Origin of the sequence: Aureimonas flava, from assembly GCF_003583935.1 — a bacterium.
Taxonomy (GTDB): Bacteria; Pseudomonadota; Alphaproteobacteria; order Rhizobiales; family Rhizobiaceae; genus Aureimonas; species Aureimonas flava.
On sequence record NZ_QYRN01000002.1, the window covers coordinates 157,176 to 175,252 of the forward strand.

The 18,077-nt window shown below is 72.2% G+C and carries 16 protein-coding genes and 1 pseudogene; 12 read left to right on the forward strand and 5 right to left on the reverse strand.

Features of this window, described 5'->3' with window-relative positions:
- Positions 1 to 205: 205 nt before the first annotated feature.
- From dnaK to D3218_RS04015, 7 genes and pseudogenes are all read left to right on the forward strand, one after another.
- Positions 206 to 2,170: pseudogene (dnaK, locus tag D3218_RS03985) on the forward strand (molecular chaperone DnaK); the annotation flags it as partial.
- Between the two features lie 180 nt (positions 2,171 to 2,350).
- The gene (locus D3218_RS03990; protein ID WP_119538620.1) at positions 2,351 to 3,430 is read left to right on the forward strand and encodes an acyltransferase family protein; all 1,080 of its coding nucleotides are present in this window, start codon (positions 2,351 to 2,353) and stop codon (positions 3,428 to 3,430) included.
- 172 nt (positions 3,431 to 3,602) lie between these two features.
- A complete protein-coding gene (gene dnaJ, locus D3218_RS03995) occupies positions 3,603 to 4,739 on the forward strand; it encodes a molecular chaperone DnaJ (RefSeq protein WP_119538908.1) in 1,137 nt (378 codons plus the stop codon).
- Between the two features lie 34 nt (positions 4,740 to 4,773).
- Positions 4,774 to 5,415, forward strand: a complete 642-nt coding sequence (locus D3218_RS04000) for a class I SAM-dependent methyltransferase (RefSeq protein ID WP_245414914.1) — start codon at positions 4,774 to 4,776, stop codon at positions 5,413 to 5,415.
- A gap of 59 nt (positions 5,416 to 5,474) precedes the next feature.
- Complete coding sequence (locus D3218_RS04005) at positions 5,475 to 6,089, forward strand: class I SAM-dependent methyltransferase (protein ID WP_119538621.1); 615 nt, start codon at positions 5,475 to 5,477, stop codon at positions 6,087 to 6,089.
- Positions 6,086 to 6,682 (forward strand): NADPH-dependent FMN reductase, encoded by a 597-nt coding sequence (locus D3218_RS04010; protein ID WP_168990408.1) that lies wholly within the window; start codon positions 6,086 to 6,088, stop codon positions 6,680 to 6,682. Before D3218_RS04005 ends, D3218_RS04010 begins: the two co-directional genes overlap by 4 nt.
- 62 nt (positions 6,683 to 6,744) lie before the next feature.
- Entirely contained in the window at positions 6,745 to 7,317 is a 573-nt protein-coding gene (locus D3218_RS04015) for an HdeD family acid-resistance protein (protein WP_119538623.1), read from the forward strand.
- A gap of 14 nt (positions 7,318 to 7,331) precedes the next feature.
- Here D3218_RS04015 and D3218_RS04020 read toward each other — a convergent pair whose 3' ends face one another.
- On the reverse strand, positions 7,332 to 8,165 hold the full coding sequence (locus D3218_RS04020) for an SDR family NAD(P)-dependent oxidoreductase (protein ID WP_119538624.1): 834 nt from the start codon (positions 8,163 to 8,165) through the stop codon (positions 7,332 to 7,334).
- A gap of 89 nt (positions 8,166 to 8,254) precedes the next feature.
- Between D3218_RS04020 and D3218_RS04025 the strand changes: the two genes are divergently transcribed.
- The 4 genes from D3218_RS04025 (at position 8,255) to D3218_RS04040 (ending at position 13,622) form a co-directional block, all read left to right on the forward strand.
- Positions 8,255 to 8,932 carry a DUF1345 domain-containing protein gene (locus D3218_RS04025; RefSeq protein ID WP_119538625.1) on the forward strand — a complete coding sequence of 226 codons (678 nt, stop codon included), beginning with the start codon at positions 8,255 to 8,257 and terminating at the stop codon, positions 8,930 to 8,932.
- 68 nt (positions 8,933 to 9,000) lie between these two features.
- On the forward strand, positions 9,001 to 11,484 hold the full coding sequence (hrpB, locus tag D3218_RS04030; RefSeq protein WP_119538626.1) for an ATP-dependent helicase HrpB: 2,484 nt from the start codon (positions 9,001 to 9,003) through the stop codon (positions 11,482 to 11,484).
- Between the two features lie 91 nt (positions 11,485 to 11,575).
- On the forward strand, positions 11,576 to 12,964 hold the full coding sequence (locus D3218_RS04035) for an ActS/PrrB/RegB family redox-sensitive histidine kinase (RefSeq protein ID WP_119538627.1): 1,389 nt from the start codon (positions 11,576 to 11,578) through the stop codon (positions 12,962 to 12,964).
- A gap of 97 nt (positions 12,965 to 13,061) precedes the next feature.
- A complete protein-coding gene (locus D3218_RS04040; protein WP_119538628.1) occupies positions 13,062 to 13,622 on the forward strand; it encodes an ActR/PrrA/RegA family redox response regulator transcription factor in 561 nt (186 codons plus the stop codon).
- A 10-nt stretch (positions 13,623 to 13,632) separates the two neighbouring features.
- On the opposite strand, the gene D3218_RS04045 is transcribed toward D3218_RS04040, so the two are convergent.
- A complete protein-coding gene (locus D3218_RS04045; protein ID WP_119538629.1) occupies positions 13,633 to 14,130 on the reverse strand; it encodes an MmcB family DNA repair protein in 498 nt (165 codons plus the stop codon).
- A gap of 94 nt (positions 14,131 to 14,224) precedes the next feature.
- Positions 14,225 to 14,635 carry a MerR family transcriptional regulator gene (locus D3218_RS04050; RefSeq protein WP_119538630.1) on the reverse strand — a complete coding sequence of 137 codons (411 nt, stop codon included), beginning with the start codon at positions 14,633 to 14,635 and terminating at the stop codon, positions 14,225 to 14,227.
- Positions 14,636 to 14,870: 235 nt separating this feature from the next.
- Between D3218_RS04050 and D3218_RS04055 the strand changes: the two genes are divergently transcribed.
- A complete protein-coding gene (locus D3218_RS04055; protein ID WP_119538631.1) occupies positions 14,871 to 15,641 on the forward strand; it encodes a L,D-transpeptidase in 771 nt (256 codons plus the stop codon).
- 65 nt (positions 15,642 to 15,706) lie between these two features.
- On the opposite strand, the gene D3218_RS04060 is transcribed toward D3218_RS04055, so the two are convergent.
- Positions 15,707 to 16,354 carry a ceramidase domain-containing protein gene (locus tag D3218_RS04060; RefSeq protein ID WP_119538632.1) on the reverse strand — a complete coding sequence of 216 codons (648 nt, stop codon included), beginning with the start codon at positions 16,352 to 16,354 and terminating at the stop codon, positions 15,707 to 15,709.
- Between the two features lie 107 nt (positions 16,355 to 16,461).
- Positions 16,462 to 17,916, reverse strand: a complete 1,455-nt coding sequence (locus D3218_RS04065) for a glutamate synthase subunit beta (RefSeq protein ID WP_119538633.1) — start codon at positions 17,914 to 17,916, stop codon at positions 16,462 to 16,464.
- Positions 17,917 to 18,077 lie beyond the last annotated feature (161 nt).

The following is an 18,077-nucleotide window of genomic DNA, read 5'->3' on the forward strand; positions in this document are numbered from 1 at the left end:
CGGCGCGTCGCGGCCCACATGCCCCCCGCGTTCCGCCGCTCCGGCGGCGGGCCGGCAGCGGCGGCGGGCGGGGCGCGACACCGTCTTGCGCCCCCCAAACCCCGTTCATATATAGCCCTCAGCCCGCCGGGGCGGCCCCGCCAGGGCCCCGCGGCGAACCGGAATCCCATTCCCAGGTGAAGCCTGACGGAACGCCTCGCTCGAGGGTCCGGGCTCCACGCTCAACAAGGAGAGACACGACATGGCGAAGGTGATCGGCATCGATCTCGGAACCACCAATTCCTGCGTCGCCGTCATGGACGGCAAGAGCGCGAAGGTGATCGAGAACGCGGAAGGCGCGCGCACCACGCCCTCCATCGTCGCCTTCACGACGGACGGCGAGCGCCTCGTCGGCCAGCCCGCCAAGCGGCAGGCGGTGACCAATCCTGAAAACACGCTGTTCGCCGTGAAGCGCCTGATCGGCCGCCGCTACGACGACCCGACCGTGGCCAAGGACAAGGGCCTCGTGCCCTACAAGATCGTCAACGCGTCCAACGGCGACGCCTGGGTCGAGGCGCACGGCGACAAGTACTCGCCGAGCCAGGTCTCGGCGATGATCCTCCAGAAGATGAAGGAGACGGCGGAGGCCTATCTCGGCGAGAAGGTCGAGAAGGCGGTGATCACCGTTCCCGCCTACTTCAACGACGCCCAGCGCCAGGCCACCAAGGACGCCGGCAAGATCGCGGGCCTCGACGTCCTGCGCATCATCAACGAGCCGACCGCCGCCGCCCTCGCCTACGGCCTCGAGAAGAACGACGGCAAGACGATCGCGGTCTACGACCTCGGCGGCGGCACGTTCGACGTCTCGGTGCTCGAGATCGGCGACGGCGTGTTCGAGGTGAAGTCGACCAACGGCGACACGTTCCTCGGCGGCGAGGACTTCGACATGCGCCTCGTCGACTACCTGGCCTCCGAGTTCAGGAAGGACCAGGGCATCGACCTGAAGAACGACAAGCTCGCCCTCCAGCGCCTGAAGGAGGCGGCCGAGAAGGCCAAGATCGAGCTGTCCTCCGCCTCGCAGACCGAGATCAACCTGCCCTTCATCACGGCGGACGCGACCGGCCCGAAGCACCTGACGCTGAAGCTGACGCGCTCCAAGTTCGAGAGCCTCGTGGACGACCTCGTCCAGCGCACGGTCGGCCCGATGAAGGCCGCGCTCAAGGATGCCGGCCTCACGCAGGGCGACATCGACGAGGTCGTGCTCGTCGGCGGCATGACGCGCATGCCCAAGGTCCAGGAGGTGGTGAAGAACTTCTTCGGCAAGGAGCCGCACAAGGGCGTCAACCCGGACGAGGTCGTCGCCATGGGCGCCGCGATCCAGGCCGGCGTGCTCCAGGGGGACGTGAAGGACGTGCTGCTTCTCGACGTGACCCCGCTGTCGCTGGGCATCGAGACGCTGGGCGGCGTGTTCACGCGCCTGATCGACCGCAACACCACGATCCCGACCAAGAAGAGCCAGGTCTTCTCCACCGCCGAGGACGGCCAGAACGCCGTGACCATCCAGGTCTACCAGGGCGAGCGCGAGATGGCGGCCGACAACAAGTCGCTCGGCCGCTTCAACCTCGAAGGCATCCCGCCCGCGCCGCGCGGCGTGCCGCAGATCGAGGTGACCTTCGACATCGACGCCAACGGCATCGTCAACGTGTCGGCCAAGGACAAGGGCACCAACAAGGAGCAGCGCATCACCATCCAGGCGTCGGGCGGCCTGTCGGACGCCGACATCGAGAAGATGGTGAAGGAGGCCGAGGCCAACGCCGACGCCGACAAGAAGCGCCGCGCCGGCGTGGAGGCCAGGAACCAGGGCGAGAGCCTCGTCCATTCGGCCGAGAAGTCGCTCAAGGACTACGGCGACAAGGTCTCAGCCGACGACCGCAAGGCGATCGAGGACGCCATCGCGGCGCTGCGCGTCGAGCTCGACAAGCCGGAGGCCGACGCCGACGCCATCAAGGCGAAGTCGGACAGCCTGGCGGAGGTCTCCATGAAGCTCGGCCAGGCCATGTACGAGGCGAGCCAGGCCGGCGAGGACGAGGGCGCGCAGCCCGGCGCCTCCACGGCGCAGGCCGGCCGCGACGACGTGGTGGACGCCGACTTCGAGGAGGTCCAGGACGACGAGCGCAAGAAGTCGGCCTGACCCGGGCGACGCCTTGCGCGCGACACGCGTCACGAGGCCCCGGCGGGACATCCCGCCGGGGCCTTTCGCTTGCCGGACGCAAGCCTCGCCCCGTCTCCCCTCCCCGGTCCGCGTGAACGGATTGGACACCCGACGCCCCTAGGATCCGGCCCGTACGACCTGCCGGGACGCGAACCGACGATGCATTACCGGATCTTCGACTGCTGGCGCTTCTGCGCCGCGATCCTCGTGATGACCTATCACTTCCTGTTCTTCGCGCCCGGCGCGGACGCGCGGAGCGGCACCGATCTCCTGCACCACCTGTCGCCGCTTCTCGACACGTTTTTCATGATCTCCGGCTTCGTGATCGCCGCGCGCTACGCCGCGCGCATGAACACGATGGGCGACTACCGCCGCTTCCTGCGCCGGCGCGTGGCCCGGCTCTACCCGCTCCACCTCCTGACGCTCCTGTTCTTCGGCTCCGTCGGCGCCGCGGGCGCCCTCGGGCTCGTCACCCTGCACGACCTGCCCCGATGGAACATGGCGGACCTGCCCTTCCACGTCCTGGCGCTCCACGCATGGGGCACAACCGCGCGCCTCGCCTTCGACTATCCGAACTGGTCGGTGAGCGCCGAGTTCTTCTGCTATCTCCTGTTTCCGGCGGTGGTGCTGGTGCTGCGGCGCGCCGGCGTGTCCGGCCTGTGCTTCCTGCTCTTCGGCTGGATCGCCGTCCTGGAGGTGTGGAGCCGGGGGGGCGTGTTTCCCGGAGCCCACTGGACCGGGGCCGACACGTTCGGCGCCTATCGGGCCTTCGCCGACTTCACCGCCGGCGCCCTCGCAGCGGCCCTCGTCGAGCGGCGCGTCCTGCCGGTGGTCTCGCACGGGCCCGGCTTCCTGGCGCTCGCCGCCGCGCTGGCGACCATGGTCGCGACGCCGCTGGTGCACCTGACGCTGGCGCTCCTGTTCCTGTCGATCCTGCTGATCGGCCTGTCGGAAAGCGCGCGCCCGCGCTCCACCGAGCGGCTGGAGCCCTGGATGGCGCTGATGCGCCTGTCCTTCGGCATCTACATCCTGCACGCGGCCTGCGAGATCGTCTTCCTGTCGTTCCTGTGGAAGCGCGTCCTGGAGCCGATGCACCTCGTCGGGTTCTACGCCTATCTCGCCGTGCCGATGCTGGCGACGATCACGCTTGCGTGGGTGTGCGCCCGCTTCGTGGAGGCCCCCATCGGCAGGCGTCTGGCGGGCGTGCCGCCGCGCCCCGCCGTTCTCGCGGGGGCCTGAACCGGCGCAGCCGGCCTCGCCCCGACTTTTGCTGGACGCCGTCCTATGGTAACGCGGCCCGTCCGCGCCTACATCGGGACCGCGACGGCTCCCTGCTCGAGGCCCGTCCCCACGTCATGACTGCGCCGGTCGGCCCCGCCCGGCGCGCACGAGAACGGTGAACCGCTTGTCCGTGAAGGTCGATTACTACGAGATGCTCGGCGTCGTGAAGGGTTGCGACGACAAGACCCTGAAGGCCGCGTTCCGCAAGCTCGCCATGCAGTACCACCCGGACAAGAATCCCGGCGACGCGACGGCCGAGCTCAAGTTCAAGGAGATCGGCGAGGCCTACGAGGTCCTGAAGGACCCGAACAAGCGCGCCGCCTACGACCGGTTCGGCCACGCCGCCTTCCAGAATGGGGGCGCCGGCGCCGGGCGCGGCGACTTCGCCTCCTCGATGGCCGACATCTTCGACGACATCTTCGGCGAGATGATGAGCGGGCGCGGCGGCGGCCGCCGCCAGGGCGGCCAGTCGGGCCGCGAGCGCGGCTCGGACCTGCGCTACAACATGGAGATCAGCCTCGAGGAGGCCTTCGCCGGCAAGACCGCCGAGATCGGCGTGCCGACCACGATCCAGTGCGACCAGTGCCACGGCACGGGCGCGCGGGCCGGCACCGCGCCCAAGGCCTGCCCGACCTGCGGCGGCGTCGGGCGCGTGCGCGCCGCGCAGGGCTTCTTCTCGATCGAGCGCACCTGCCCGACCTGCGCGGGCCGCGGCGAGATCATCGCCGACCCCTGCGGCAAGTGCGGCGGCGACGGCCGCCTGCCCGAGGAGCGCAACCTGTCGGTCAACATCCCGGCCGGCATCGAGGACGGCACGCGCATCCGCCTGGCGGGCGAGGGCGAGGCGGGGCTGCGCGGCGGGCCGGCGGGCGACCTCTACATCTTCCTGTCGGTGAAGCCGCACGAGTTCTTCCAGCGCGACGGGGCCGACCTCTTCTGCAAGGTGCCGATCTCGATGACCACCGCCGCGCTCGGCGGCTCCTTCGAGGTGACCACGCTCGACGGCGCCAAGTCGCGCGTGAAGGTCCCCGAGGGCACGCAGTACGGCAAGCAGTTCCGCGTCAAGGGCAAGGGCATGCCGGTGCTGCGCTCCACGCAGACGGGCGATCTCTTCATCCAGATCTCGATCGAGACCCCCCAGAGCCTGTCGCGCCGGCAGCGCGAGCTTCTCCAGGAGTTCGAGGACATCTCCTCCTCGGAGAACTCCCCCCAGTCGACCGGGTTCTTCTCCCGGATGAAGGACTTCTTCGAAGGCCTCAGCGACTGAGACCATCGCACGGGACGGCGGCGGGGAGGCCGGTGTGGACGCAGACCAACATCCATTGCGCCGGCAGGCGGACGCCGCCTTCATCCGTAGCTGGCTGAAGAACCCGCTCAAGATGGGCGCGGTCTCGCCCTCCTCGCGCGCGCTCGGCCGCCGCATGGCCGAGGCTGTGCCGGAGGGGCCGGCGGACGGGGTCGTGGTGGAGCTCGGGCCTGGCACCGGCGTCGTCACCGCCTGCCTCCTGGAGGCCGGCATCGCGCCGGACCACCTGGCGTGCCTGGAATACTCGGCCGAGTTCTGCACGCTCCTGCGGGCGCGCTTTCCCCGCGTCCACGTCCTGCAGGGCGACGCCTACGAGCCGCCCGCCGCGCTGGCGCACCTTCTGGACGGGCGGCCGCTGCGCGCCGTGGTCTCCAGCCTTCCCCTGATGACGCGGCCCGAGCCGGACCGGGCCCGCGCCATCGCGCGCTATCTCGACCTCCTGCCGCCGGGCGCGCCCTTCATCCAGTTCTCCTACGCCTTCGCGCCGCCGGTCCGCGCCGAGCGCGTCGACGCGGGAACCACGGTCTCGCCCTGGATCAAGCGCAACCTTCCGCCCGCGCGCGTCATCACCTATAGGCGAGACGCGGGTCGGGCGGGCCGGGAGGCATTGCCGGCCTTCGCCGTCGTGCCAAAATGATCGGGTAAGCATCGTCGCCAATCGGCCCGAGGGGTCGCGAAGGGGAGCCGGAGGACCAGATGAGCGGACGCATGGAACAGGACGCGGCGCGCGAGCGCCGGAAGGATCTGGCACGCTTCTTCGGCACCTGGATGCGCAACCCGGTCAAGATGGGGGCCGTGGCCCCGTCCTCGGCCCGCTACTGCGCCACCATGGTCGCCTCGGCCACCACCGAGGTCGACGGGCCGATCCTGGAACTCGGGCCGGGCCTCGGCTGCGTGACCCGGGCGCTTCTGGAGGCGGGCGTCGATCCCGCCCGCATCACCTCCATCGAGTACGACGCCGAGTTCGCCGCCACGTTGAAGGACCGGTTCCCGGCGATCAACGTGATCCAAGGCGACGGGTTCGACCTCGACGCCACGCTGGGCGACGGCGGCCGGACGCGGTTCGCCGCCATCCTGTTCGCGATCCCGATCGTGAAGTTCCCGCAGGAGGAGCGCCAGCGCCTGTTCTCGCGCTACTTCGACCGGCTCCTGCCCGGCGGCAACCTGACCCAGCTTTCCTATCTCTGGAAACCGCCGGTGCGCGCGGTGCCCGGCCGCTTCGACGTGTCGGCCTCCGACATCGTCTGGGACAACATCCCGCCCGCCCGGGTCTGGATCTATTCGCAGGCCGGCGCCGCACCGCTGCATTGATCCCGCGCATCCTGGTCCTCGCCGGCGACACCGCCGCCGGCTCACCCGCCGCGCGCCTGGCGCAGGAGGCGACGCGCGCCCTGTCGCCGACCGACGCGGCGCTGACGGCGGCGGCGCTCGCCGACTACCCGCTTCCCTTCTTCGAGGGCCCGCCGCCCGGTTCGGGGCACGTCGAGGAGGCGCCGCAGAACGCGCGCCTCCTGGCGCAGAGGCTGGCCCTCCAGGACGGGCTCCTCCTGGTCTGCCCCGAGATCAACGCGGGACCGCCCGCGGCCCTCAAGAACGCGCTGGACTGGGCGGGCGCCGTGGGCGCCGCGGACCCGGCGGGGCGCCCGCCCTTCGCGCGCCTCGTGGTGGCGCTCGCCGCCACGGGCGCGGGGGGCGAGGACGGGCGCTCGGCGCTGGCGCAGCTCCGGGCGATCCTGGCCTCGCTCGGCGCCGACGTGCTCACCGCCGAACTGCGTCTTGCCGCCGGCGAGGACGCCTTCGACGCCAGCGGCCGGATCCGGGACCCCGCCATGCGTGCCCGCCTCGACGATCTCCTCGACCGCCTGTTCGACGCCTCCCGCGCGCTCGGGCGACAGGGCGGCTGAGAGGAACCATTCGGCGCGGGGGCCGTTGGCCGGCCATCCACCGGCCAGGGGAAATCCGCGCCATGTCCCACGCGACGCTCACACCGTCCGGCGAGCTCGAACGCGACGTCCGGCGACACCTGCACCACCACTGGAAGGGCTACGCCGTCCAGGCCGTGCTGATGATGGCGGCCGGTGCGCTCGCGATCCTGGTGCCCTTCGCCGCCACGCTGGCCTCGACCCTGTTCTTCGGCTGGCTCCTCGCCGCGCTCGGGCTGGTCGGCCTGGTAGCCACCGCGCGGGCGGGCCGTGCCTTCGGCGGCTTCGGCACGGGGCTCGCGATCGGCGCCGCGACGCTGGTGCTCGGCCTCCTGATCGTCGTGGATCCGTTCGCGGGGGCCGTCGCGCTGACCACGCTCTTGGCGATCTACTTCATGCTGCTGGGCCTTGCGACCTTCGCCATGGCCAACGCCTTCCGGGTGTCGGGCGGGCGGTTCTGGCTGCTGGCGCTAGCCGGCATCGTCAATGTCGGCCTCGCGCTGTTCCTGGTGGTCGGGCTGCCGGGCACGGCGGTCTGGGCCGTCGGCCTGTTCCTCGGCATCTCGCTCCTCAGCTCCGGCGCCAGCCTTCTTGCCGCCGCGCTGCGCGCGCGGTGAGGCGCGGGCGGCGCTCAGACGTGCTGGCCGCCGTTGATGTGGATCTCGGCGCCGTTCACGTAGGACGCCTGCCCCGAGCACAGGAAATAGATGATGTCGGCGACCTCGGCGGTCTTGCCGAGGCGGCGCATCGGGATCTGCTCCACGATCTTCTCCGTGCCGGGCGACAGGATCGCGGTGTCGATCTCGCCGGGCGCGATGGCGTTGACGCGGATGCCGTCCGGTCCGAAGTCCGCCGCCATCTCGCGCGTCAGCGAGGCGAGCGCGGCCTTGGAGGTCGCATAGGCGGTGCCGGCGAAGGGATGGACGCGGCTGCCGACGATCGAGGTCACGTTGACGATCGCCCCGCCCGCGGCGGCGAGTTCCTGGTGGAGGCCCCGCGCCAGCATGATCGGGGCGAAGAGGTTCACCTGGAACACGTCGCGCCACACGTGCATGGGCGTGCGGATCGAATCCATGCGCGCGCCCTTGTCGGCCTTGGGACTGATCGCCGCGTTGTTGACCAGCGCCTGGAGGCGGCCGCCGCCGACCTGGAGCCGCTGGCGGATCTCCGACACGGCGTAGCCGACGTCCTCCGGGTCCGACAGGTCGACGCGGATGTGGTCCTCCGGGCCCGCCGGCCAGGGGCAGTCGACCGAGAAGTCCTGGCGGGAGCAGGTGATGACGCGCCACCCCTCGCGCGAGAACCGCTTCACGGTCGCATGGCCGATGCCGCGCGAGGCGCCGGTGAGCACCAGCGTCGGGCGCTCGTCGGCCGAGGCGGAAGCGGACGTGTCGGCGGCGGGATGGGGCATCGGATCACTCGCGAGGTTGCGCCGGCCCCGATCGGTCGCGGCGGCCCGAGACATCCTTTAGCCGATCCGCCGCCGCGCGCGAACCTCGATTGCGCGCCGCGGGTCGGCGAGAAGCCACCGGCCGGGACGGCAGGGAGAATGCGATGACGGCGAAGCCCGGAACCCATACGTTCCACCGTGCCTTCCTGCGCGGCGTTCGGGCGCGCCCGCGCCTGCTCCTGTCGGCGGGGCTGGCGGTGGCGGCGACCCTCGCCTCGCCGCGCTCGCTGGACCTCACCACCCGCGTCCTCGTCGGCTGGGACGTCGGCGTCCTGTTCTATCTCGGCATGATCGCGCGCATGATGGCGCGCAGCTCGGGCGCCGGGAACCTGCGCCGTCGCGCCCGCCGTCAGGACGAGGGCCGGCGGACGATCCTCCTGCTGACCGGCCTCGCGATCGCCGCCAGCTTCGGCGCCATCGCGGCTGACCTTCACGGGCTCGACGATCGCGATCCCAATCCGTGGCGGCTGGCGTTGGCGGGCGGCACCATCCTCCTGTCCTGGACCGTGACCCAGGTGATGATGGCGCTGCACTATGCCGGCGAGTTCTACGCCCGGCCGGACGCGGAGGGCGGTCTGGAGTTTCCCGGCGGCGACCGGACGCCGGGCTACGGCGACTTCCTGTACTTCGCCTTCACGATGGGCGCCGCCTGCCAGACCTCCGACGTCGCCGTCTCGGCCAAGGGCATGCGCGAGCTGGTGCTCGCCCATACGATCCTCGCCTTCCTGTTCAACACCACGGTGCTGGCGCTGGCGGTCAATGTGGGCGCGAGCGTGATCTAGGGCGCGACCCGGCGGCGCACCCGCCGGCCGGCTGGACAAGGCGCGCGCGCCTCGGGCAAGACGGGCCCATGCCCGCCGCTCCCGCGCTTCCCAGCCTTCCCGTCACCGCCGTCCTCGCCGAACTCGGCGCGGCGCTGGCCGGCCACGGGGTCGCCGTCCTGGTGGCGCCACCCGGCGCCGGCAAGACGACGCTGGTGCCGCTGCACCTTCTCGGCGCGCTGCCCGAAGGACGCATCGTGCTGGTGGAGCCGCGCCGGCTCGCCGCGCGGGCCGCGGCCTCGCGCATGGCCGATCTCCTCGGCGAGACGCCCGGCGCGACGGTCGGCTGGCGCATGCGCCTCGACACGCGGGTGTCGGCCCGCACCCGCATCGAGGTCGTGACCGAGGGCGTCGCCACCCGCATGATCCTGTCGGACCCGGAGCTTTCAGGCGTCGCGGCGATCCTGTTCGACGAGTTCCACGAACGCTCGCTGGACGGCGACCTCGCCCTCGCCCTCGCGCTCGACGTGCGCGAGGCCCTGCGCCCCGACCTGCGGCTCCTGGTCATGTCGGCGACGCTGGACGGGGCGCGGGTGGCCTCGCTCCTCGGCGAGGCGCCGGTGGTGCGCAGCGCGGGCCGGGCCTTTCCGGTCGAAGTGCGCCACCGCGAGCGCGGCGCCGCCGAGGCGGTGGAGGACGCCGTGGCCGCCGCGATCCGCGAGGAACTCGGCGCCGGCTCGGGCTCGATCCTCGCCTTCCTGCCGGGCCAGCGCGAGATCGAGCGGACCGCCGAGCGCCTCGCCGGGCGCCTGCCGGCCGATGTGGTTCTCGCCCCGCTGTTCGGGCGCCTGGAGGGGGCCGAACAGGACCTCGCGATCCGTCCGGCACCGGCGGGCCGTCGCAAGGTGGTGCTGGCCACCACGATCGCGGAGACCTCGATCACCATCGACGGCGTCGCCACGGTGATCGATTCCGGCCTGAAGCGTCAGCCCGTGTTCGAGCCGGCCACCGGGCTCCAGCGGCTGGAAACGGTGCGCGTGTCGCGCGCGGCGGCCGAGCAGCGGGCCGGTCGTGCCGGCCGCACCGCGCCGGGCACCGCGATCCGCCTGTGGCGGGCGGAGCAGACCGCCGCGCTGGAGCCCTTCGACCGGCCCGAGATCCTGTCCAGCGACCTGTCGGCGCTGGTGCTCGACGCCCTGGCCTTCGGCGTCGCCGAGCCCGCCTCGCTGCGCTTCCTGGACCCGCCGCCCGCGCCCGCCGTGGCGGAGGCGCGCGCGCTGCTGCGCGATCTCGGCGCGTTGGATGGGGACGGGCGGATGACGCCGGTGGGCGAGGCGATGCGCGCCCTGCCGCTGCCCCCGCGCCTGGCACGCATGGTCGCGGGCGCGGCGGCGGGCGAGGCGCGGCGCGCGGCGGCCCGGCTCACCGTGCTCCTGACCGAGCCCGGCCTCGGCGGCCTGGGCGTAGACCTCGCCGAGCGGCTGCGCCAGTGGCGTGCCGACCGCACTCCCCGCGCCCGCGCGGCCGAGCATCTGGCCGGCCGCATCGCCGCGACGCCCCTGCCCGCCCTGCCCGACCCGCTGGACGACGACGATCCGGGCGCGCTCCTGTCGCTCGCCTATCCCGACCGGGTGGCCCTGGCGCGCGGGGCGCCCGGCGCCTTCGTGCTCGCCAACGGCCGGGGCGGCGTGCTGGAGCGCGAACATGCGCTGTCGCGCGAGGCGGCGCTGGTGGTGGCCGACCTGCAGGGCGTGTCCACGGGCGCCGCGCAGCGCACCGGGCGCATCCGCAGCGCGGCCGCGATTCCCAAGGCCCGCCTCGACGCGCTCCTCCAAGCGCGCATCGTGGAGGAGGACACGCTCGCCTTCGACGCCGCCAGCCGCTCGGTGCGCGCACGGCGGGTGCGCCGCCTCGGCCGTGCCGTCCTAGCCGAGGCGCCGCTGCCGACGCCCCGGGGCGAGGCGACGGGGCGCGCGCTGATGGCGGGCCTGCGCGAGTTCGGCCCGCGCGCCCTGCCGCTCGGCCGCGACGGCGAACGGCTGCTCGCGCGCCTGCGCTTCCTGCAGCCGGCCTACGGGGCCGAGGCCGGCTGGCCGGACCCGTCGGACGAGGCGCTGATGGCGACGCTCGAGGACTGGCTCCTGCCCTTCGCGCCGGGCGCCGCCGCCCTGTCCGAGATCGGCGAGGGCGCGCTGCGCGAGGCGCTGCTGGCGCGCCTGCCGCCGGGCGAGGCGCGCAAGCTGGACACGCTCGCCCCCTCGCATTTCACCGCGCCCACCGGCTCGCACCTGCCGATCCGCTACGAGGCGGAAGGGCCGGTTCTGGCGGTGCGCGTGCAGGAGCTCTTCGGCCTCGCCCGGCACCCGGCGATCGCGGGCGGACGGCTGCCGCTGATCCTGGAGCTCCTGTCGCCCGCCCACCGGCCGATCCAGATCACGCGCGACCTGCCGGGCTTCTGGAAGGGCTCCTGGGCCGAGGTCCGGGCCGACCTTCGCGGCCGCTACCCACGCCACCCCTGGCCGGAGGACCCGGCGAGCGCCGTCGCCACCAACCGGGCCAAGCCGCGCGGCTGAGCGCCGGCACGCGCCCCGGCGCCCACGCGTCGGCGCCGCGGCGCATTGGCCGCATCTGTGCGCGGGCGACGCGGCACCTAGTTCGCCTGTCATGATGACCGTCGCCAAGGCTCCCGACCTCGAAGCCGACCTGCCCCCCGAGCGCCGCCTGTCGCGCGAGGGCCAGCGCGTGCGCCTGGCCACGCTGACGCGGCTGCGCTGGCTGTCGATCGCCGGCCAGGCGGCGGCCTGCGTGTTCGTGGCCTGGGGGCTCTGGTATCCCTATCCGGTCTGGGCCTGCTTCGCGCTGATCGGCGTCTCGGCGCTCCTGAACCTCCACCTGTCGACGCGCTATTCCAAGGCCGAGCGCCTGTCGGAGCGGCGCACGGCGCTGATCCTCGTGTTCGACGTGGTGCAGCCCACCGGGCTCCTGTTCCTGACCGGCGGCATCCAGAACCCGTTCGCCGTGTTCCTGGTGGTGCCGGCGATGATCGCGGCGGCCACGCAGCCGGCGCGCATCTCGGTCGGGATCGGGGTGCTGGCGGTGCTGTGCGCCACCGCGATCGCCTTCGTGCACTGGCCGATCCCGTGGCCGGCGGGCCTCAGCCTCGACCTGCCCTTCCCGTTCCTCGGGGGCATGTGGTTCGCGCTGGTGACCACGCTGGTGTTCTCGACCTTCTACATCTACCGCGTCGCGGCCGAGGCACGGGCCTTGTCCGACGCCCTGGCGGCGACCGAGCTGATGCTCCAGCGCGAGCAGCACCTGTCCGCGCTGGACGGCCTCGCGGCGGCCGCCGCCCACGAACTCGGCACCCCGCTCGCCACCATCTCGCTGGTCGCCAAGGAGATGAGCCGCGCGGCGCCGCCGGACCATGGCTTCCGCGAGGACATCGATCTCCTGGTCAGCCAGTCCGAACGCTGCCGCGCGATCCTCGGCCAGCTCGCCAGCCTGTCCTCCGTGTCCGAGGAGCACCTCGCCAAGCTTCCCCTGTCGTCCCTGGTGGAGGAGGCGGTGGCGCCGCACCGGGACTTCGGCGTCGCGATCCGGGTGCGGGTCCTCGAAGCCTCCGGGCCGGAGCCTGTGCTGCGCCGCAACGCCGGGGTGATCTACGGGCTCGGCAACCTCGTCGAGAACGCGGTGGACTTCGCGCGCGGCGAGGTGACGGTCGCCCTGTCCTGGAACGACGCGCGGATCGCGATCGAGCTGTGTGACGACGGTCCCGGCTTTCCCCCGGACGTCCTCAAGCGGATCGGCGATCCCTACATGTCGGTGCGTGCCGCCGAGCAGCGGCAGTCGGGCGGGGGGCTCGGCCTCGGCCTGTTCATCGCCAAGACGCTGATCGAGCGCTCGGGCGCGCGCATCCGCTTCGACAACCGGCCGGAGCACGAGGGCGCGGGCGCACGCATCAGCGTGTCCTGGCCGCCGGAAAGCTTCGGGCGCCTCACCGTCTCCCCCGCCGCCGTGCTGGCGGAGCTCGAGATCCCGATGCCGCTCGTGTGAAACGGCGCAAACTGCCTCTCGCGCGACCAATTGCCCCGCGCGCCAGTTGATAAGCTGGCATGACGACGTATCTTTCCCTGAAGGAGGGAACGAACCCATGCTGACAGATCAGACCGGCGCGGCCCAGCCGAGCGAAGACCGCACCATGCTTCTGGTGGACGACGACCGCCCCTTCGTCGGCCGTCTGGCCCGCGCGATGGAGCAGCGCGGCTTCGAGGTCCGAACCGCCGAAACCGTCTCGGAGGGCCTGGCCGCGCTGCGGAGCGGCGCGCCGGCCTATGCGGTGGTGGACCTGCGCCTCGGCCTCGGCAACGGACTGGACGTGATCGAGGCCCTGCGCCGCCAGCGGCCGGGCGCGCGCGCCGTGGTGCTCACCGGCTACGGAAACATCGCCACCGCCGTGAACGCGGTGAAGCTCGGGGCGATCGACTACCTCGCCAAGCCCGCCGACGCCGACGAGGTGATCGCCGCGCTGACGCGCGATCCCGAGATCAAGGCCGAGCCGCCGGAAAACCCGATGTCGGCCGACCGCATCCGCTGGGAGCACATCCAGCGGATCTACGAGATGTGCGACCGCAACGTGTCCGAGACGGCGCGCCGGCTGTCGATGCATCGCCGCACGCTCCAGCGCATCCTCGCCAAGCGCGCGCCGCGCTGAGCGGCAGGGCTCAGTCGCCCGCCTCGCCGGTGAGGTAGGGGTTGGCGACCCATTCGGCCTGAAGGAGCCGGTCCGAGGCGAGACGGGCGAAGCGCAGCGTCAGCGCCTTGCGCGTCGCCGGGGCGAGCCGCGTCTCGGGCGCATCACGCAGGATCTCCGCCCCGTAGCCGTCCGACAGGATCAGCCCGCAGTCCTCGGGGAAGATGTCGGTCGGCACGCCGGGATGCGTGGCGAAGTAGAGCCGGTCGCAATGGAGCCGGTAGTCGGGCCATTTGCGGTCCACCCGGAAGTCCTCGATCGAGGACTTGATCTCGACGATCGAGAACTCCCCCTTCTCCGACAGGCAGAGAAGGTCGGCCCGCCGGCCCGACACCAGCGGGATCTCCGGCAGCACGGACACGCGCATCTGGATCATCAGGCGCTGCACGCCGCGCCGGACCAGAAGGGCCCGCTCGGACTGGCGCCCGTCCACCAGGGGGTCGCGGCGGAAGGGAGAGACGATCGGCATCGTCTCGACTTGCCGGCAAATCGCAGCCGAATCAAGGGGCGCGGCGAAACGAATCGGAAACATCGGACCGCTGCGACCGGACGCCGCCCGCGTGTCAGAAGGCGGGGCGCGGCATGCGCGCGCCCTCGTTCGGCACCTCGTCCAGCACCGGCCAGCCGCGCGGAGCCGCGGCCTCCGTCTCGTCCATCAGCACCGCCAGCGCGCGGCGCAGCGTGTGGAGCTCCAGGATCTTCCGGTCGATCTCGCTGGCACGCCGCTGCGCCACGCGCCGCGCCTCGTCGCGACGGGCGTCGGGCGCGTAGAGCGCCAGGAGACGCCGCGTCTCATCGACCGAGAAGCCGAGCGAGACCGAGCGCTGCAGGAAGCGCAGGATGTGCACGTCGCGCTCGGCATAGTCGCGATAGCCGTTGGGCGCGCGCGCCGGCGCCACGAGGCCCAGGTCCTCGTAGTGGCGGATCGTCTTGGCCGGCAGGCCCGACCGGCGCGCCGCTTCCCCGATATTCATACGAAGTCCCCGTAATCCTTCGAACTTCGTCCCTGCCCAAGAAGTGGAACGGTGCCCTGCCCCGTCAACTGTGACGAGCGGGCAACAAGCACAATCTTAACCATGGGCGGGTCTACTGCGATGCGTTGCCAGGCGAGTCGCCGGGGCGTACCAGAGGGAGGCCCGACGGGGGCACCTGCCCTGGGAGCCCGTCATGCCTGGCCGTCATGCCCTCGCAGCCCGCACCGGACGCTCCATGAACACCCGCTCGCATCCCCTTCTTCTCGGCCTCTCGCTCGCTGCCCTGGCGGCGCTCGGCGCCTGCACCTCGCAGACGCAGACGCGCGCCTCGCTCAACCCGGCACCCGTGCCCATGGCGCAGGCCTATGTCGCGCCGGCCGAGAGCATCGTCTCCGGCGGCCCGCTCGGCCCCGTGGAGCTCACGGCCTACGGCGCGATGGAGGACGGCGGCTTCCAGCTGCCCGCCATCCCGATCGCCAAGGTGGACGAGAAGTTCCGCCGCCAGCGCGTCGTCTACAACGGCGAGGGCCTGGAGCCCGGCACCGTGGTGGTCGACACCGGCAACCACTTCCTCTACGTCGTCGAGCCGCGCGGCACGGCCATGCGCTACGGCATCGGCGTCGGCAAGGCCGGCTTCTCCTGGGCGGGCGAGGCCGACATCCGCGACAAGCAGCATTGGCCGAAGTGGTTTCCGCCGGTCGAGATGATCGAGCGCCGCCCCGAGCTCAAGCCCTACGGCAACGAGGTCGGCATGAACCCGGGCCTGATGAACCCGCTCGGCGCGCGCGCCCTGTATCTCTACCAGGGCAACAAGGACACGCTCTACCGCCTGCACGGCACGCCCGAATGGTGGTCGATCGGCAAGTCGGTGTCGTCCGGCTGCATCCGCCTGATGAACCAGGACATCGTCGACCTCTACGACCGCGTTCCGATGAACGCGCGCGTCATCGTGCTCCAGGGCAAGGAGCGGCTGGCCGACCGGCGCCGCAACGCGCCGCAGAGCTGACGCGAAGATTTCACGGCGGGGGACGCCGCGGGCCGGGCGCTTCGGGGGAAGCGCCCGGCCCTTTTTCATGCGCGGCGGGGATGGCGGATCGCAGCCAGGAGGCAGAGCGTCAGCGTCGCCGCGTTGAGGACGTGCCAGAGGAAGTGCGTGCCGAGCGCGAAGGTCGGGCAGAGCGGCACGTCGAGCGTGCGGAAGGTCAGCGACAGGGCGAAGACCGCGGCGGCCAGGAGCAGCGGGCGGCCCGCCCCGTGCCCTCGCCCTGCGAGCAGCGCGCCCATGCCGCCGAGCGCCAGCAGCGCCGGCAGGTAGGAGGCCGACGACCCCAGGACCGGGGCGGCGAGGCGCTCCACGACCTGTCCGGCCACCGCGAAGCCGATCGTGCCGGCGATCGCCGCGGCCGGCCGCAGCCGCAGGAAGCGGAACAGGGCGAGCGCGAAATAGCCGTAGATGAACACGGCGATCGGCAGGACGTCGGCCAGCAGCGTCCAGCCGTTGGCGAGCGTGTGGAACAGGAACGAGCCGAGGCCGATCACCGCGACCAGGAGCACGAAGGCGAGGCTCACCCCGTCGCGGCCGGGCGCCCGGCGCCACTCCGCCAGCGCGACGGCGGCGCCCAGCACGAAGGCGAGGTTGGTGATGGCGTTCGCCGGCTCGGCCCAGACGCCGGGCCCGAGGCGCTCGCAATAGGCGTCGATCGGCGCGAACCAGTCCATATCGCCCCCCGCTGAAACACGAAGGGCGAACTAGGGCGTTTCGCCCCGAAGCGGAGAGGCCCCGCCCCGCCGGAGCGCGTCGGGGACGGGACGGCTCGCGCCGCCGCTCAGCGCGGCAGGGTCGTCTGGCCGGTCAGGGCGAGGTCGATCGCGCGGGCGGCCTGACGGCCCTCGCGGATGGCCCAGACCACCAGCGACTGGCCGCGGCGCACGTCGCCCGCCGCGTAGACCCCCTCCATCGAGGTGAGATAGGCCTTGTCGTCCGCCTGGACGGCGACGTTGCCGCGCGCGTCGCGCTTCAGGGACAGCGCCTCGCCGGCCTCGGCCACCAGGGCGTCGGCGAAGGGTCCGGCGAAGCCGATGGCGATGAAGGCGAGGTCGGCGCGGATCACGAACTCGGTGCCGGGCACCGGCTTGCGGCGCTCGTCCACCTCGGCGCAGCGCACGCCGGTGAGCTGGCCGTCCTCGCCGACGAACTCCAGCGTCGCGACCTGGAACTCGCGCACGGCGCCCTCGGCCTGGGAGGAGGAAACGCGCATCTTGGTCGCCCAGTAGGGCCAGACCTCGAGCTTGTTCTCGGTCTTGGGCGGCTGCGGGCGGATGTCGAGCTGCGTCACCTTCACCGCGCCCTGGCGGAAGGCGGTGCCGACGCAGTCGGACGCCGTGTCGCCGCCGCCCACCACCACCACGTGCTTGCCGCCCGCCCAGATCTCGCCGGCGTTCCAGCCGGCGCTCTCCACCGGCTCGCCGCCGACGCGGCGGTTCTGCTGCACCAGGAAGGGCATCGCGTCGTGAATGCCGGCGAGCCCGTTGGTCGGGATCCCGGCGTCGCGCGGGCGCTCGGCCCCGCCGCAGTAGAGCACGGCGTCGAACTCCTCGCGCAGCTCGGCCAGCGGCTTGGTCTTGCCGACGTTCACGCCGTAGTGGAACGTGACGCCCTCGCCCTCCATCTGCTCGACGCGCTTGTCGATGAAGTGCTTCTCCATCTTGAAGTCGGGGATGCCGTAGCGCAGCAGCCCCCCGGCGCGGCTCTCGCGCTCGAAGACGTGGACCTCGTGGCCGGCGCGGGCGAGCTGCTGGGCGGCGGCGAGCCCGGCCGGACCCGAGCCGATCACGGCGACGCGCTTGTCCGTGCGCGTCTCGGCCGGCTGCGGCTTGATCAGGCCGAGCTTGTAGGCCTTGTCGGCGATCGCCTGCTCCACGGTCTTGATCGCGACCGGCGTGTCCTCGAGGTTCAGCGTGCAGGCCTCCTCGCACGGGGCGGGGCAGATGCGGCCGGTGAACTCGGGGAAGTTGTTGGTGGAGTGGAGGTTGCGGATCGCCCCCTCCCAGTCGTTGGAATAGACGAGGTCGTTCCAGTCCGGGATCTGGTTGTGCACGGGGCACCCCGTCGGCCCGTGGCAGAAGGGGATGCCGCAGTCCATGCAGCGCGCCGCCTGCTTGCCGACCTCTTCGTCCGACATCGGCAGCGTGAACTCGCGGAAATGCCGGATGCGATCGGAGGCCGGCTGATACTTCGCCGTCTGCCTGTCGATCTCGAGAAAGCCCGTGACCTTGCCCATATGCCCCTCCGTCCGGGCGGCGGCGCCGATCTCAAGCGCGCAGGGCCGCCCCTATGCGAGCGATCGGACCCTTGCCGACCGGGCTCGCCTTACACCAATTTCCGCGAAAGTAGAACGCGTCCAGACTTCGCGACCTGCGAGGCGGAACCCGCGTTCGGGCC

Coding starts and splice junctions, on each gene's coding strand:
- D3218_RS03990 (WP_119538620.1), top strand. CDS start 2,351: ATGCATTACCGGATCTTCGACTGCTGGCGCTTCTGCGCCGCGATCCTC.
- D3218_RS04005 (WP_119538621.1), top strand. CDS start 5,475: ATGAGCGGACGCATGGAACAGGACGCGGCGCGCGAGCGCCGGAAGGAT.
- D3218_RS04015 (WP_119538623.1), top strand. CDS start 6,745: ATGTCCCACGCGACGCTCACACCGTCCGGCGAGCTCGAACGCGACGTC.
- D3218_RS04020 (WP_119538624.1), bottom strand. CDS start 8,165: ATGTCTCGGGCCGCCGCGACCGATCGGGGCCGGCGCAACCTCGCGAGT.
- D3218_RS04025 (WP_119538625.1), top strand. CDS start 8,255: ATGACGGCGAAGCCCGGAACCCATACGTTCCACCGTGCCTTCCTGCGC.
- hrpB (WP_119538626.1), top strand. CDS start 9,001: ATGCCCGCCGCTCCCGCGCTTCCCAGCCTTCCCGTCACCGCCGTCCTC.
- D3218_RS04035 (WP_119538627.1), top strand. CDS start 11,576: ATGATGACCGTCGCCAAGGCTCCCGACCTCGAAGCCGACCTGCCCCCC.
- D3218_RS04040 (WP_119538628.1), top strand. CDS start 13,062: ATGCTGACAGATCAGACCGGCGCGGCCCAGCCGAGCGAAGACCGCACC.
- D3218_RS04045 (WP_119538629.1), bottom strand. CDS start 14,130: ATGCCGATCGTCTCTCCCTTCCGCCGCGACCCCCTGGTGGACGGGCGC.
- D3218_RS04050 (WP_119538630.1), bottom strand. CDS start 14,635: ATGAATATCGGGGAAGCGGCGCGCCGGTCGGGCCTGCCGGCCAAGACG.
- D3218_RS04055 (WP_119538631.1), top strand. CDS start 14,871: ATGAACACCCGCTCGCATCCCCTTCTTCTCGGCCTCTCGCTCGCTGCC.
- D3218_RS04060 (WP_119538632.1), bottom strand. CDS start 16,354: ATGGACTGGTTCGCGCCGATCGACGCCTATTGCGAGCGCCTCGGGCCC.
- D3218_RS04065 (WP_119538633.1), bottom strand. CDS start 17,916: ATGGGCAAGGTCACGGGCTTTCTCGAGATCGACAGGCAGACGGCGAAG.